Here is a 14,173-nt window from a genome sequence, read left to right on the forward strand (position 1 = left end):
TGTCATCTCCGAGAGGAGTCCTTGTGCCTGCAGCCAAGCCGCCGGAGTTCCGGCGTCGAGCAGTGGACCTGGCCCGCAGCGGCCGGCATCCGGTCGCGAAGGTCGCGGCCGACCTGGGGATCAGCGAGTCGTGCCTGCGCCGATGGATGGCTCAGGACGACGTCGATTCCGGCCGGCGTGAAGGGCTAAGCAGTGACGAGCGCGCTGAGCTGGTCGAGCTGCGTCGCCGCACCAGGGTGCTGGAGATGGAGAACGAGATCCTCAAGCGCGCCAGCGCCTACTTCGCCCGGGAGAACGTGCTCCCAAAATGAGTGCCCGGCTGGTCCAGGAGCTCGCGGCCGACGGGGTGCCCGTCGCGCTGACCTGCCGGGTGCTGGGCATCTCCCGTTCGGGCCTCTACGAGGCTCTTCGTCGACCGCCGAGCGCCCGCCAGCTCGCAGATGCGGCCCTGAGTAACACGATCGCCGCGATTCACCACCGGTCGCGGGCGACCTACGGGGCGCCGCGGGTCCATGCCGAGCTGCGCCTCGGGCTCGGGGTCGCCTGCGGGCGCAAACGCGTCGCCAGGCTGATGCGCGCAGCGGGGCTCGTCGGTGTGTGTCACCGGCGCAAACGCCGTGGTCAGCGACCGTTGCCCGCACCGCACGAAGACCTGGTCCAACGCCGGTTCGTCGCCGACGGTCCTGACCGGCTGTGGTGCACCGACATCACCGAGCACCCCACGGCCACCGGGAAGGTCTACTGCGCTGCGGTCCTGGACGTGTTCACCCGCAAGATCGTCGGATGGTCGATCGCTGACCACATGCGCGCCGAGCTGGTCGTCGATGCCCTGCAGATGGCGATCTGGCGGCGCCGACCCGCGCCCGGGGCGATCGTGCACGCGGACCGCGGCAGCCAATACACCTCGTGGATCTTCGGGCACCGGCTGCGCGCCGCCGGCCTGCTCGGCTCCATGGGCCGGGTCGCCTCGAGCGTGGACAACACGATGATGGAGTCGTTCTGGTCCACGTTGCAGCGTGAACTCCTCGACCGCCGCTCCTGGGCCAGTCAAGCTGACCTCGCCTCGGCGATCTTCGAGTGGATCGAAGGCTTCTACAACCCCCGCCGGCGCCACTCCAGCCTCGGCTACCGGTCCCCGAACCAGTTCGAAGACCTTCACACCGCCGCTACCACGGCGGCATGATCACCCAATCCGAACTGTCCGGGAAACCGGGTCGGGCTCCCGCGGGTCTTGACCCCTGATGGTGGACACGCGGGTGGTTTCACGCGGCGAGCGTCAGGTTAGCCGCGTGGTGGGCGTTCTCGTAGTCGGTGGGGCTGAGGTAGCCGCAGGTGGAGTGCCGCCGGCGGGTGTTGTAGCGGGTGATCCAGGTGAACACCTCGTGGCGGGCGGTGGGCGAGTCGGGCCAGCCGTGCGCGCCGGCGAGGGTCTCGCGCTTGAGGGTGGCGTTGAAGGACTCGGCCATCGCGTTGTCCGCCGAGGTGCCCACGGCGCCCATCGAGCGCGACACGCCCAGGCGGGTGCACAGCTGCGCGTAGACCTTGGCTCCGTACTGGGCTCCGTGGTCGGTGTGCATCACGGCCCCGGCCAGGGTGCCGCGGGTCGCGGCGGCCGCGAGCAGCGCGTCGGTGACCAGGTCGGTGCGCATGTGGTCGGCGATGGACCAGCCGACCAGGCGCCGGGAGAAGCAGTCGATGACGGTGGCCAGGTAGAGGAACCCGTCGTCGCCGCAGGGCAGGTAGGTGATGTCCCCGACGTACTTGGCGTTCGGCTCGCTCGCGGTGAAGTCCCGCTCGAGCAGGTCCGGCACCAACGCGGCGCCGGGGTCGGGCACCGTGGTGCGCACGCGTCGTCGCAGCCGGATCCCCGCGATGCGGTGCTCGCGCATCACCCGGGCCACCCGCTTGTGGTTGACCCGCGCGTCGGGGGCGGCGCCGTCGTTGAGCTCGACGGTGATCCGCGGTGCCCCGCACGCACGATCCTGCACGTGCACCGCGCGGATACGCGCGGCCAGCGCCTCGTCACCGGCCGCCCGCGCGGCGCGAGCCGGCGCGGCGGCCAGCCACTTGTAGAACGAGGACCGGGCCACACACAGCACCTGACACAGCCGCTTCACCTCGAAGGTGTTGGAGTGCTCGGCGACGAACTGGAAGCGGCTCACCAGTTCGTCTCCCCGGCGAAATGCTTCGCCGCCGCGCGCAGGATCTCCCGCTCGGTGGCCAGCTTGCGCCGTTCGTCCTCCAGCTCGACGACCCGCGACCGCAGCCGTGCCAGCTCCTGCTCGGGCGTCTCGTCCGGCGGCGCGGACCTACCGGCCGGGCGGGACTGCCCGCGGATCGGCACCCCCGCGGCCTTGATCCACGCCGAGAGCGTGGAGTCCATGATCCCCAGGTCCGCCGCGATCCCCGCGACCGTCGCGCTCGGCGTCGTCCGGTACAGCTCGACCGCGTCACGGCGGAACTCCGCCGGATACGTCTTCCTTGCCATGAGCAGATCTTCTCGCTTCCTCCGGGCCAGGCCCGGGTTCAGCGTGTCCACCTCACGGGGTCAAGCCCCGCTCACCTACTGCTGGGCTGCCCCTTCCGTTAGGGGGTGAGCCGCAGAGATGAGTCGACCACCAGCGCGTGTCAGTCAGACCCCTGTGTGAGATGCAGTGGTGGGAGCGCCGGTTGACGTTGGTGGACCGGCCGGGGGCGGTGCTGGATAGGGATCGAGGTTCACTACAACCGGTGTTGATGTACTGAACGCTGGGCCGGCACACACGGCCTGGTACCTCTGGAGGCCCGAGACGGTCTCGCGAAACTGGCTGCCGAGCACGCCTTCCAGATACTCAAGGCTTGTCGCGTCGAGCGTTCGCAGCGCTATATAGCTCTCGCACTGGGAGAGTGCCGACTTACTGATCACTGCGGTGCGCTGCGACACGAGAATGAAGCTCAAGCCGAACTTTCTTGCCTGGAGAATGTAGCGGCAGCTTTGGGCTACGTAGCTCGATTCGTTGCGGTCGGCAACGAAGTTCCACTCCGGCAGGTAAGAGTGAGCCTCCTCGAGGAGGACAGTGCGCCGTAGTGGGTCCCCTACCGCGTATTCCGCTGCCGCTTGCGTCATCGCCATCTTGATGAACTCAGATACGCGCAGCGCGGGAACGCCCGCGGGTTCGTATACCCATGCCCCAGGAGTGGTGAGTCCCACCGCGTCGTTCCAGGCGGGCAGTCCAAAGCGCGCCCGGTACTCACCTGTCCCGTCAAGAGAAACGACGACCGATGCTGACGACATGAGGTCAATGAGTCGCCGGGCAACCGTGCTCTTACCCATGCCTGACATGCCGAGGATCGCAAGGTGGTGGCCGCGCAGCTGTGCGACGGAGACTCCAAAGGGCAGTGCCGTTCCAGCGATGGTGCCGATTCGCTCAAATCCCGGAGCCAGCGGTCCGGTCACCTCATCCGCCGAGAGCACCGGAACATACGGCGCAGGAAGCGCGGTGCCGGGGGTTAGACCACCTGGACCCGCAGCACCCAGCAGCACCGCGGTCGCTCTCTCGGTAACCACGGATGAGGCGTCCCACATTTCCCTTGCCAGCTCGCGTGCCACTACCTGGTAGAGGTATCGCGCGCCGGAGGTCGCCTCCTCCCAGTAGACGGTGTCCCCCCGAACAAGGCCGCCGAACGGGCGGAGGCTGAGTACCCGGTCCGTAGAGCCCTCTGAGACAAACGCGACCGCCCGAGCAGGAGGGTGGGAGAGCGTCACTACCTCACATTGCTGACCACTGGAATCGGCGACCTCGTGCCATGGTTCTTCCAAGGCGACCTGGATCCGGTTCCCGCCCTTGTGCGCCAAATTTCCGACTACGACCCCTCGTGAAGCCGTAACGCCATGAACTTCAACGTAGGCGCCAGGGGTGTAACGCCTGTCGGTCGCGAGTAGCATCAGATTTGGCTCCACCGCGGTTTCAAAAATTGCGATGCCATCCGGCGCTGGCTGCGCCACGCCCACGAGCCGATACCAGTCTGGGGCGGCTACCAGAACCGCGGCGAGCGTGCCGCCAGCCAGTGTCATCGCGATCGTCGGTGCGCCAGACGCTGCCTGTCGTAATGCTTCGATCGTCACGGCTGATAGACCAAGCCAGAGAGGTCGTCCGAAACGGGTCGCGACCCACCGTGATCCGTCGCGTAGTCTCCCTGGCTGACTTGCGAGGGCGGTAAGGGCGGCGACGAAGACGGCACCGGCAAGGACGACGTGGCCGATCCAGAGCGGCTCGACGCCCGCCCGATCAGCAGTGAGGCCGGCCGCGAGGCCTGCGGCACCAAAGAGCATCGCCGCTTGCACACCGGTGTAGTACGGCTCGACAAGGGCGAGTGTGAGCGCGGTAGTCGCAGCGACCCAGAACCACCACTGGGCCAGTGGTTCGGAGGACACGTTCGAGGCAGCGACGAGCAGGATTGCGGTTGCAGCCAGCGCCTGGAAGACCCGGACGCGCCGGATCCAGGCGGGTCGCTCGCTTGGGCGATCCGTTGAGCGAGGCACCAGATCGACTCCCTCGGGTGAGCGCGTGTCATAGCTCTTCCGCGCAATCGTCTCGCATGCAGCCCGAGCGGCGTGCCATTTCGAGCCATAGCCCCCTCAATGTTCGCCGTTCCCCCTAGAGAGGCCGAGCTGCTGCACTCCGGCGTTCGAGGCGGTGCGGCACTCGTGTCCCCGCTCTCTCCGACTCGGTCAGCACAACAAGGCGTCGCCTCGTCCGGGCCGGCTTCGGGGGGAGGCGTGGTCAGCGCGTGGTCAGCGAGAGCCCCGTAAGGGCGTCACCCGACGAACTACCCGCATGTAGTTCCGCAGGTCAGAGCGCTGCCCATAGTCCAAGATCGAACTCCTAAAGCGGGTGTCGGCAGTTCGAATCTGCCCAGGCGCACAGAGTGGTGTTGCCGGTCAGCTCGTAGCGGAGCCGAACGGCGTCGATCGCGAGCTCGACGCGTGCGCATCGGTCGTCCGGCGTGGCTGACCGGCGACGGTGTGCACGTGCGGCCGCGCCGCTCAGTGTTCGCGCGCCCCCGCAAGGGACGCCCGGCACACCGCGATGCGCACGCCGACGGCGATGTTGACCGCTCCGAGGACGATCGGAATCACACCGTTCCCGCCCCCGGGTGTCGCGGCCAGCACCGCGCCACCGACGAGCGGGACGGCCCCGCACACGAGGTACGTCCACATCCGCCGGCGTGACGGCGGCAGTGCCATCGCCTCCCGGAGGTCGCGGAGCGTCGGCTCGGCGGGCTCGGTCGCGGGGACCGGGCCGCGCGGGGGTGGGGGGACGGACGGCCACGGGGACGCGAGCACGTCCGACGGGTCGGTCTCGTAGCCGGGGTCGATCGGTGTGCTCGGCAGGTGCTCGAACCAGTACCGGTCGACGACGTCACCGAGCTGCTCGACGGCCACGCCGCGGCTGTCCACGAGGACGACCTCGCGGTCCTCGTGGATCACGCGCTCGACCCCGGGGACGCCCCGCAGCATCGCGACGGTCCCCTCGACGAGGGCCTCGTACGGGTGCGCGGCGACGTCCGAGAAGCCGAGCTCGGTGCGCAGCCGACCGCCGGACAGGGCGGCCACGCGCTCGATCCAGTACACCGGCTCGTGGGCCAGCAGGCCCGGGAGTCTTTCCACGTCCTCGTCATCGGCATGTCCCGCGGCATGCTGGAGTCCGTACGCGCGGGCGGAGCAGTCGGGGACACCGGCCCGGTTCCCGGCGGCGCCCGCCGTCGGTCTGCTTCCGCGCGCACGCTGACGCGTCCGGCGGCCGCGGGCCGTCAGCCCCGCCGGAGCGCCGCGGCGGAGTCCGCGAGGAACGTCTCGAGGGTCCGGGCCGGGCGGCCGGTGAGGCGCTCGACGGTGTCGGTCACCGGTGCGAAGAAGCCGGCGTGCACGCGTTCGAACGTCCACAGCGTGAGGTCGCGCTCGAACCCGCCGAGGCCGTCGAGGGCCTCGTCGAGGTGGATCTCCCGGTGGGTCACGAGATGGCCGGCGGCCGTCGAGACGTGCTGCGCGACCTGCGGCAGCGTGAGCGACTCGGGGCCGGTGAGCTCGTGGACCTGCCCCTCGTGCCCGTCGTCGAGCAGTGCCCGCTCGGCCACCGCGGCGATGTCCCGCGCGTCGATCCACGCGATACTCGCCCCGCCGCTCGAGAAGGCGAGCTCGCCGTCCTCGACGAGCGGGCCGAGGTAGAAGCGCTCGTCCGTCAGCACCTGCATGAACCAGCCCGGGCGCAGGACGGTCCACGGTCGACCGCTGCGGCGCACGACCTGCTCGGTGCGCGCCGCCCAACCGCCGGGCCCCGAGGAGTCCGCCTGCCGCTCGGACAGCAGGACGACACGCGCCTGGGCCGGCAGCCCCGTGAGCAGCGCGCCGATCAGCTCGGGCGCGTCCGCGCGGTCCGGCCGCACGACGTACACCGCGTCGACGCCGTCCGTCGCGGCCGCCCACGTCGACACGTCGTCCCACGAGAAGGCGGTGGGCTGCACGCCGTCGAGCGTCACCGTCGCCGGGTCGCTGCTGCCACCGAGCACCTCGACCCCCGGCCGGGCTGCGAGCAGCTGCGCCAGGGGGACGCCGGTCTTGCCGCGCACACCGGTCACCAGCACACGAGTCATGAGAGCTCCTCCCTCTTGGTCAACCGTCCTGTCCGGACGCCTCGTCGGCGGGTGATGTCGACGTCGGCGCACACGTCGTCGACCCGTCAGTCCGTCGAGTCCTGCACCACGATCTCGCGCCCGAGTCGTTCCCGCTCTGCGGCATCACACCCCGGCGAGCCAGACGTGCAGGAGCCCGGTCGCGACGTCACCGTGACGACCGAACCGCGGGGCACGACGACGACCTCGTCACCGCACTCCGCGAGCGCAGCCAGGACGGTGTCGACGGCCACGGGGGCGCCACGTTCCATGGGGGAGACCGTCGGGCGTGACGAGCCGATGGCCTCCGCGAGCTCTGTCTGCGAGAGACCTACGTGTCCCCGGGTCGTGACCTGGAGTTGTCCACAGGCGGGGTGGACTGCGCTCGTGCGGTGTCCGGTTCGCACTACGTTGTCCGCGTGTCCCAGGTGCGTGTGAAGCGGAGCCCGGTGGTCGTCGTGCTCGTCGGGGGTCTGCTGCTCGGCGGATGCGGGTTCGACGAGCCGGTCGACCCGGTGCCGTCGTCGACGCCGGCCGTCAGCGCGACTCCGGAGCCGTCGCCAACGCCCGACCTGACGAGGCGGCCGGAGCGGCCTGCCGCGATGGACGAGCCGACGACGGACGGGGCGATCGCGGCGGCGACGTACGTGCTCGAGCTCGTCGCGTACACGTTCGCCTCGGGTGACACAGGCCTGTGGCGGTCGATCACCGCATCGTCGTGCGAGCTCTGCGTGGGGTTGGCAAGCGATGTCGACGGGATGGTTGAGGTGGGGGACTCCAGCACCGGCGCCGCCTTCACCATCGAGCAGGCGCAGGCGCGGGAGATCGCCGAAGACCGCTGGTTCGGCGTGGACATGGTCGTCGTCCAGGACTCGTCCGAACGATTCGACTCCGGCGGAGCGGTGGTCGGTTCGGATCCAGGCGGGCGCTACTCCGCAGTCTTCGCGCTGAGCTGGGACGGTGGCTGGCGAGTCGAGGAGATGGGATTCGAGGAGATTCCGGCCGAGACCTCGGCGGAGAGCTGACGTGAGGTCGAGAGTCGCTGGTCTCGTCGTGATCGCCTCGCTGGCTCTGGTCGGCGCGGAGGCGGCCGCTGCGGACGACGGACAGTCGGTGGGCGGCGTTCGGGGCTTCACCGGGCTCGTGAACAGCAGGTCCCGGACTTTCGATCTCCAGAGCTGGTGGGGAGCGGCAGCGCCAGGCATCCCAGCCCGTCCCGCCGTGTCGAAGCCCCAGGAGCCGCAACCCGTCCCCACGTACCGAAACCGCCTGATCTGCTACTCCGACGGCCGGCCCGAGATGGCCCCGGCGGACGGCTGGTGCCAGTCGGGCGTCCCGCTGACGCCCCGCACGGACTGCGAGCAGCTCGCGGTGCTGCCGACGTGGCGGCAGTGGACGTACCCGGACGGGACGACCGGCGACTGGGAGCTGCTCGACCAGGGCTCGTGCGAGCCCGTGCTGCCGGTGCTCACCGTCGAGGACTTCCGGTCCCTGCCGATCCCGGCGCCGGTGCTGCGGCTGCAACCGGACCGGGGTTGGGTGCTGGTCAACATCGAGACGATCGTGATGACCGACCCGACGCCTGTCGCGCTGCGCACCACGCTCGCGGGCTTCGGTGTGGACGTCGAGGCGGTGCCGACGCGGTACTCGTACGACTTCGGCGACGGTCACACCCTCGACACCCGCTCGCCGGGCGCACCCCACCCCGATCACGACACGTTCCACGAGTACGAGCAGCCAGGGACGTACGCGATCACGCTCACCACCGAGTGGTCCGGGCGTTACCGCGTCGACGGCGACCCGACCTGGCGGGACGTCACCGGCACCGCCACGACCTCGGCGACGTCCCCGCCGTTCACCGCCGAGGAGCGCACCTCACGTCTCGTCGACAGTCTCTGCACCGACGTCCCGACACCCCCGGACTGCTGACTCGCGTCCACGCCGCGCCGTGACGGACGAGCGCTTGACGTCACCCGAACGGCTACCTAGCGTGTCACCCACCTGAGTGCGTTTAGCGATAAACACGCACGAGCAGGACGTGGGTCTGCCGCGCCCGTCGGTCACCGTCGATCGGCCGGGCGTGGGCACTCGCGGTCATGCCGGCCAGATCGGGGGCTCCGCCGCGGCATGCGCTCCGGTGGCGTACCCGGAGAGGGAGTGAACATGAGGGTCTCCTCACGACGAGGTGACGGTCCCCCGACGAGCACGCTGCGCCGGACGGCGCGGTGGACGAGCGCAGGCGCAGCGGTCGCCCTGGCGGTCGTCGGTTTCACGGCACCGGCCCATGCCGCGGTCGCCGAGACGTTCGACGTCGAGGTGCGCGTCACCGGGCCCGGCGGCACGGCCACCGGCGGCGGCACGTTCGAGGCGGGGGAGACCGTCGAGGTGACGGCCACCCCGAAGAAGGACCACGTGTGGGCCGGGTGGACGTCCGCCGACCTCGGCTGGATCGGCGCGCGCGTCGGCTCGTTCGAGATGCCCGCGCAGGACGTCGTCATCGAGACGTCGTTCCGCAAGGCGATCAAGCCGCTGAAGGACGTCTACCGCGACTACTTCGACGTGGGGAACATCTACTCGCACCCCGGCACGTACGCCGAGGGCTCCCCGAACTCCGCCGTCGTCGACCGTCACTACGACGTGATGACGGCCGAGAACTTCATGAAGCCCGACCAGCTGCTGCCCAACGACAACATCGACCCGGAGACGGGCGAGTGGACGTTCAACTGGGCGCCGGCCGACGCGTTCGTCGACGAGTCCCTCGCGCGCGGCATCAAGGTGCACGGGCACGTCCTGGTGTGGCACGGGCAGTCCCCGCCGCGGCTGAACTCCGGTGACACCGGCGGCACGCGGGAGCAGGCCCGCGCCAACATGGAGCGGTTCATCAAGGAGGTGCTGACGCACTTCCAGGGCAAGGCCGTCTCGTGGGACGTCGTCAACGAGGCGTTCGTCGACGGGCTCGACGAGTTCGACCCCGCGACGCAGGACTGGCGCGACTTCCTGCGCGGCGGCCCCAACGGCGGCTTCTCGCGCTGGTACTCGTCGTACGCGAACGGTGCAGACGTCGAGGCGGGCGAGAGCCCCGCGGACTTCCTGTACGACGCGTTCGTGTTCGCCCGTCAGTACGGGCCGGAGGCGCGCCTGGAGTACAACGACTTCAACGTCTTCCAGTCCGAGGGCAAGGCGCAGGCGATCATCGCGATGGCCACCGACCTCAACGAGCGGTACGCCGCCGAGCACCCCGAGGACCCGCGCCCGCTGGTCGAGTCCATCGGCCTGCAGTCGCACAACTACATCAACCAGACCCCGGCGTTCGCGTGCTCCGGGAACACGCGTCTGCCGGAGCTGGTCGACGACGCGGCGGAGGAGTGGCAGCCGGGCGCATGCTCGGACCACGCGTCCGTCGAGCGCTCGCTCCAGCTCATCATCGAGGCCGGTTTCTCGGCGAGCATCAGCGAGCTCGACCTGCAGGTCTGGGAGGCGTGGAACGGTCAGCCCGAGGGTGAGGACCGCAGCCTGTACCGCGACCTCACCGACCCGACCGTCGCCGACCGCTTCCAGCGGGAGGGCTTCACGTACTGGGTCGGCAAGATCACCAACCGCGCCGAGCTCGAGGCCATCCAGGCACAGCGCTTCGCCGAGTACTTCGCCGTCTACAAGAAGTACTCGACCGACCTCAACCGCGTGACGTTCTGGGGTCTGAACGACCAGCTCAGCTGGCGCTCGACGCACAACCCCCTGATCCTCAACAGCGACTTCTCGGAGAAGCTCGGGGCCGCGGCCAGCGCCGACCCCGAGAAGTGGCTCGGCGTGCGCCACGCCATCACGGACACCTCGGCGCTCGTGCGCGCGCTCGCGGGCCTCGGGGAGATCGACCTGTCCGGTGACGTGTACACCGGCAAGAGCCTCGCCGCCGTGAAGAAGGCGCAGAAGGAGGCGGAGCACGTCCTCGCCAAGCAGCACAAGCAGGACCGCATCAACAAGGCGACGGCCGCGCTGCTCGACGCGATCGCGAACCTCGAGGAGAAGCCGACCAGGCCGAGGTCGTGACCCCGGCACCACCACGGCCGTGACCTCCTGACGGCCGACGACGAGGCCCTCACGCCGCCGGACGATCCGATCCGGGCGGGGTGGGGGCCTCGCGTCACCCCGGCGGGCGCACACCCGTGGGCGAGTGCACCCCCGCGCTGAGGCGACCCGGCGGTAGGCTGCGAGACAGTCGGTGATGGTGCAGGGCCTGGACCGAGCCCCGTGAGCGTTCACGGAGGCGTCCGGCCGGTGGCACCACCGACGTCAGCACGGACCCGCCGGTGACGCGCGGGGGAGCTGCACGGCCGTCGGCCGTCCACCCCCGCAGGGGCTGCCCCGGTGACGTCGTGGGGTCGTCGTCCCCACGGCCGGCCCTGCTGAGGACGCACGAGCGCGCCGCGCCGCGGCCGCGGTGCGGGTGGGCGCGAAGGAGGAGACGTGGCAGGAGCAGGCCGACGTGGGTCCGGTCGCACGCGCGGCGGCGGCACGGACACGCAGCGACGCCGCACGTCCCGGCCCGCCAAGAAAGAGCTGATCCCCGTCCTCGCGGGGATCGCGCGCGAGGTCGACGACGCCGTCCAGCGCACGCCCACGCGGCCCGGCGTGCGGACGAAGTTCCAGGTCGTCGCCCTGCTGGTGCGCGAGGAGCGCGCCCGCGCCATGGCGGACACCACGCTCACGCAGGCCAAGCGCTCCGAGCAGCTCAAGCGTCTCGACGGGGTCGCGACGCAGCTCGCGCGGATCGCCGCGCGCGACCAGACGCTGCTCGCGCTGCTCGCCGAGGACGCCAAGGTCTCCGACGCGGCCCACGCCTACAAGGCCTCCGTCATGCGCGCCGGCGGCATGGAGCCCCCGGACGAGCCGGAGCCCGAGCCGGCCGCGCCGCCCACGCCGCAGCCGGGTGCCGAGAAGCGCGTCGTCCCGCAGTCCGTGCTGTCCCGCCGGCTCGCCAACCCGTTCCTCGCACCGGACTACGAGGGTGCGGCGCAGCGCGTCGTCGCCAAGCCCCGCCGCCTGGCCGGGTGGGAGCTGCTCGAGCCGCTGTTCCGCTCGTTCGAGGACGCCAGCCCCGGCGCCCCGGCGTGCATGACGCTCCCCGAGCCGCGCCACGTCCCCACGCCGCCCGGGCGCGAGCTCATGCCGCACCAGTCGCAGGTCGTGGCCGCCGCGGGACGCGGGCACCGCACGTTCCTGCTGGCCGACGAGCCCGGTCTCGGCAAGACGGCCCAGGCGTTGCTCGCCGCGCAGGCCGCCGACGCGTTCCCGCTGCTCGTCGTCGCGCCGAACGTCGTCAAGACCAACTGGGCGCACGAGGTGGGCCTGTGGACGCCGCTGCGCCAGGCGACCGTCGTCCACGGCGACGGCGAGCAGGTCGACGCGTTCGCGGACGTCGTCATCGTCAACTACGACATCCTCGACCGGCACGCCGGCTGGCTGGGGGACCACGGGTTCCGCGGCATGGTGGTCGACGAGGCGCACTTCATCAAGAACACCGGCTCGCAGCGCTCGCGGCACGTGCTGGAGATCTCCGAGCGCATCCGCGCCCGCACCGCGCGCCCGCTGCTCATGGCGCTGACGGGCACGCCGCTCATCAACGACATCGAGGACTTCCGGGCGATCTGGCAGTTCCTCGGCTGGATCGACGCGACCAAGCCGCTCGGCTCGCTGCTGACGTCGCTCGAGGACACCGGGCTGACGCCGGCGGACCGCGGGTTCTCCGCGGCGGCGCGCTCCAGCGTCGTGGAGATGGGCATCGTGCGGCGCCGCAAGACGGACGTCGCCAAGGACATCCCGGCCCGGCGCGTCGCCGACCTGCCCGTCGAGCTCGACGGCGCCGTCGGCCGCTCCATCCGGGCAGCTGAGGCGGCGCTCGCGCAGCGCCTCGTCGGCCGGTACCGCGCCGCCGTCGAGGCACGCGGCACGGACGTCCTCGGCGTCGACCCCGAGCTCGCGCGCCGCGTCGCCGCCGCCGAGCTCAAGGACTCCAGCTCGAAGGCGAACGGCGAGAACGTCTTCACGATGGTCCGGCGCATCGGCCAGGCCAAGGCCGGCCTCGCCGCCGACTACGCCGCGCAGCTGGCACGCAACGTCGGCAAGGTCGTGTTCTTCGCCAAGCACGTCGACGTCATGGACCACGCCGAGAAGACGTTCGCCGAGCGCGGCATCAGCTACACGTCCATCCGCGGCGACCAGACGCCGCGGGCTCGCGCCAAGGCGGTCGCGGCGTTCACCGAGGACCCCGAGGTCCAGATCGTCGTGTGCTCGCTCATGGCGGCCGGCGTCGGGCTGAACCTGCAGGTCGCGTCCAACCTGGTGCTCGCCGAGCTCTCGTGGACCGACGCCGAGCAGACCCAGGCCATCGACCGCATCCACCGCATCGGCCAGGAGGAGCCCGTCACGGCCTGGCGCGTCATCGCCGCGCAGACCATCGACGCGCGCATCGCCGAGCTCATCGACTCCAAGTCCGGTCTCGCCGCCCGCGCGCTCGACGGCGCGAGCGAGGACGACTCGGTCGGGTCGCACGACGTGCAGCTCGACGCGCTGGTGGGGCTGCTGACGGACGCGCTGGCGGCCGAGGACGCGGCGGGCGACCCGGTCATCGCCGCGGCCCGGTCGCCCAGGGCCCGGATGCGCGGGCCGCTGGGCGGCTGACGGCGGCCCGGTCCCACGCCGAGTCACCACTGCCGCGAACAAGACCTTCTGCCGGTTCTGGACCCGCTTCAGCGGCAGAAGGACTTGTTCGACGGCTCAGGGACGGGCCGTCAGCGGACCATGCCCGCCTGGAGGCGGCCGCCCAGGGGAGCGAGGAGGGTGTCCGCCTCGGTGACGAACGACCCGACGTCGCCGGCGACGACCGCCCGCCCCAGGGAGTCCGCCGCCTCCGCGTCACACTCGCGCAGCCGTCGCACCAGCCACTTGCCGTGCCCGAGCCACTGCCCGTGCGCCAGCAGCAGGAGCTCGGCCAGGCCGTGGAACGCCTCGGCCAGCAGGACCGCGCGCTCCAGCGGGTCGCGGGCGTCGGCGAGGTCGTCGAGGGTGCCACTGACGCGGTAACGCCGCAGGTCCAGGGCGTGCGGGTCGACCACCGGGCCGGCGGCCAGGAGCCCCGTCGCCCAGGCGCGCAGCTCGTCGACCCCGGCGTCCGAGCGCAGCACCATCCCGTCGCGGAGCATCGCGAGGATGACGGGCCGGTGGGCGGCGACCTCCTGCGCGGCCCACTCGCGGTACGCCTGCGGCGTGTACGCGAACAGCTCGACGAGGCGGCCGGACTCCTCGACGGTCGCGGCCAGGCTCGTGCGCCCGTCGTCGAACATCGCGCCGGGGCCGAGGACGAGCAGGTCGACGTCGCTCGTCGGGGTGCTCGTGCCCGTCGCGGTGCTCCCGGCCAGGACGACACCGGTGGCAGCCGGGAAGCGGGTCGCCACGACGTGGTCGACCAGACGGCGGATCTCGGGGCCCGGTGGGGTCACGGCACCCAGCCTAGGGAGCCCGGGCG

Annotated in this window: 12 protein-coding genes; 6 read left to right on the plus strand and 6 right to left on the minus strand. The window is 71.0% G+C overall.

The window, feature by feature from the left end:
• The first annotated feature begins 23 nt into the window (after positions 1–23).
• Positions 24–311, plus strand: coding sequence for an IS3 family transposase (locus CFLA_RS21240; protein WP_013116044.1), 288 nt, complete (start codon positions 24–26; stop codon positions 309–311).
• Entirely contained in the window at positions 308–1,183 is an 876-nt protein-coding gene (locus CFLA_RS04035) for an IS3 family transposase (RefSeq protein ID WP_013116045.1), read from the plus strand. Before CFLA_RS21240 ends, CFLA_RS04035 begins: the two co-directional genes overlap by 4 nt.
• A 79-nt stretch (positions 1,184–1,262) precedes the next feature.
• On the opposite strand, the gene CFLA_RS04040 is transcribed toward CFLA_RS04035, so the two are convergent.
• The 5 genes from CFLA_RS04040 to CFLA_RS21075 all read right to left on the minus strand — a co-directional run bounded on the left by CFLA_RS04040 (position 1,263) and on the right by CFLA_RS21075 (position 7,058).
• Positions 1,263–2,488, minus strand: a protein-coding gene (locus tag CFLA_RS04040; protein ID WP_085955045.1) for an IS3 family transposase whose coding sequence is annotated in 2 segments (ribosomal slippage) — positions 1,263–2,185 and positions 2,185–2,488 — 1,227 coding nt in all. Because the reading frame shifts where the segments join, the coding sequence is not laid out codon by codon here.
• 144 nt (positions 2,489–2,632) lie between these two features.
• Positions 2,633–4,522, minus strand: coding sequence for a helicase HerA domain-containing protein (locus CFLA_RS19450; protein ID WP_013116048.1), 1,890 nt, complete (start codon positions 4,520–4,522; stop codon positions 2,633–2,635).
• Between the two features lie 504 nt (positions 4,523–5,026).
• Positions 5,027–5,650, minus strand: a complete 624-nt coding sequence (locus CFLA_RS04050; protein WP_013116049.1) for a hypothetical protein — start codon at positions 5,648–5,650, stop codon at positions 5,027–5,029.
• A 143-nt stretch (positions 5,651–5,793) separates the two neighbouring features.
• Positions 5,794–6,633 (minus strand): NAD(P)H-binding protein, encoded by an 840-nt coding sequence (locus CFLA_RS04055; protein WP_013116050.1) that lies wholly within the window; start codon positions 6,631–6,633, stop codon positions 5,794–5,796.
• A gap of 86 nt (positions 6,634–6,719) precedes the next feature.
• Positions 6,720–7,058, minus strand: coding sequence for a helix-turn-helix domain-containing protein (locus tag CFLA_RS21075; RefSeq protein ID WP_187291327.1), 339 nt, complete (start codon positions 7,056–7,058; stop codon positions 6,720–6,722).
• Positions 7,059–7,100: 42 nt separating this feature from the next.
• On the opposite strand from CFLA_RS21075, the gene CFLA_RS20310 reads away from it, so the two are divergent.
• The 4 genes from CFLA_RS20310 to CFLA_RS04080 all read left to right on the plus strand — a co-directional run bounded on the left by CFLA_RS20310 (position 7,101) and on the right by CFLA_RS04080 (position 13,329).
• Positions 7,101–7,676 (plus strand): DUF6318 family protein, encoded by a 576-nt coding sequence (locus CFLA_RS20310; protein WP_187291328.1) that lies wholly within the window; start codon positions 7,101–7,103, stop codon positions 7,674–7,676.
• A 196-nt stretch (positions 7,677–7,872) separates the two neighbouring features.
• The gene (locus tag CFLA_RS04070) at positions 7,873–8,580 is read left to right on the plus strand and encodes a PKD domain-containing protein (RefSeq protein ID WP_245530300.1); all 708 of its coding nucleotides are present in this window, start codon (positions 7,873–7,875) and stop codon (positions 8,578–8,580) included.
• Positions 8,581–8,814: 234 nt separating this feature from the next.
• The gene (locus CFLA_RS04075) at positions 8,815–10,698 is read left to right on the plus strand and encodes an endo-1,4-beta-xylanase (RefSeq protein ID WP_013116053.1); all 1,884 of its coding nucleotides are present in this window, start codon (positions 8,815–8,817) and stop codon (positions 10,696–10,698) included.
• A 417-nt stretch (positions 10,699–11,115) separates the two neighbouring features.
• Positions 11,116–13,329: a DEAD/DEAH box helicase gene (locus CFLA_RS04080; RefSeq protein WP_013116054.1), complete on the plus strand. Its 2,214-nt coding sequence runs from the start codon at positions 11,116–11,118 to the stop codon at positions 13,327–13,329.
• A 110-nt stretch (positions 13,330–13,439) separates the two neighbouring features.
• Here CFLA_RS04080 and CFLA_RS04085 read toward each other — a convergent pair whose 3' ends face one another.
• Positions 13,440–14,147 (minus strand): nucleotidyltransferase domain-containing protein, encoded by a 708-nt coding sequence (locus CFLA_RS04085; RefSeq protein ID WP_187291329.1) that lies wholly within the window; start codon positions 14,145–14,147, stop codon positions 13,440–13,442.
• Positions 14,148–14,173 lie beyond the last annotated feature (26 nt).

The sequence above is a fragment of the Cellulomonas flavigena DSM 20109 genome (genome assembly GCF_000092865.1).
In the GTDB taxonomy this organism is placed as follows: Bacteria; Actinomycetota; Actinomycetes; order Actinomycetales; family Cellulomonadaceae; genus Cellulomonas; species Cellulomonas flavigena.

Excerpts from the sequence above, each read along its gene's own strand:
- CFLA_RS04035 (WP_013116045.1), top strand. The coding sequence starts at position 308 with ATGAGTGCCCGGCTGGTCCAGGAGCTCGCGGCCGACGGGGTGCCCGTC.
- CFLA_RS04055 (WP_013116050.1), bottom strand. The coding sequence starts at position 6,633 with ATGACTCGTGTGCTGGTGACCGGTGTGCGCGGCAAGACCGGCGTCCCC.
- CFLA_RS04075 (WP_013116053.1), top strand. The coding sequence starts at position 8,815 with ATGAGGGTCTCCTCACGACGAGGTGACGGTCCCCCGACGAGCACGCTG.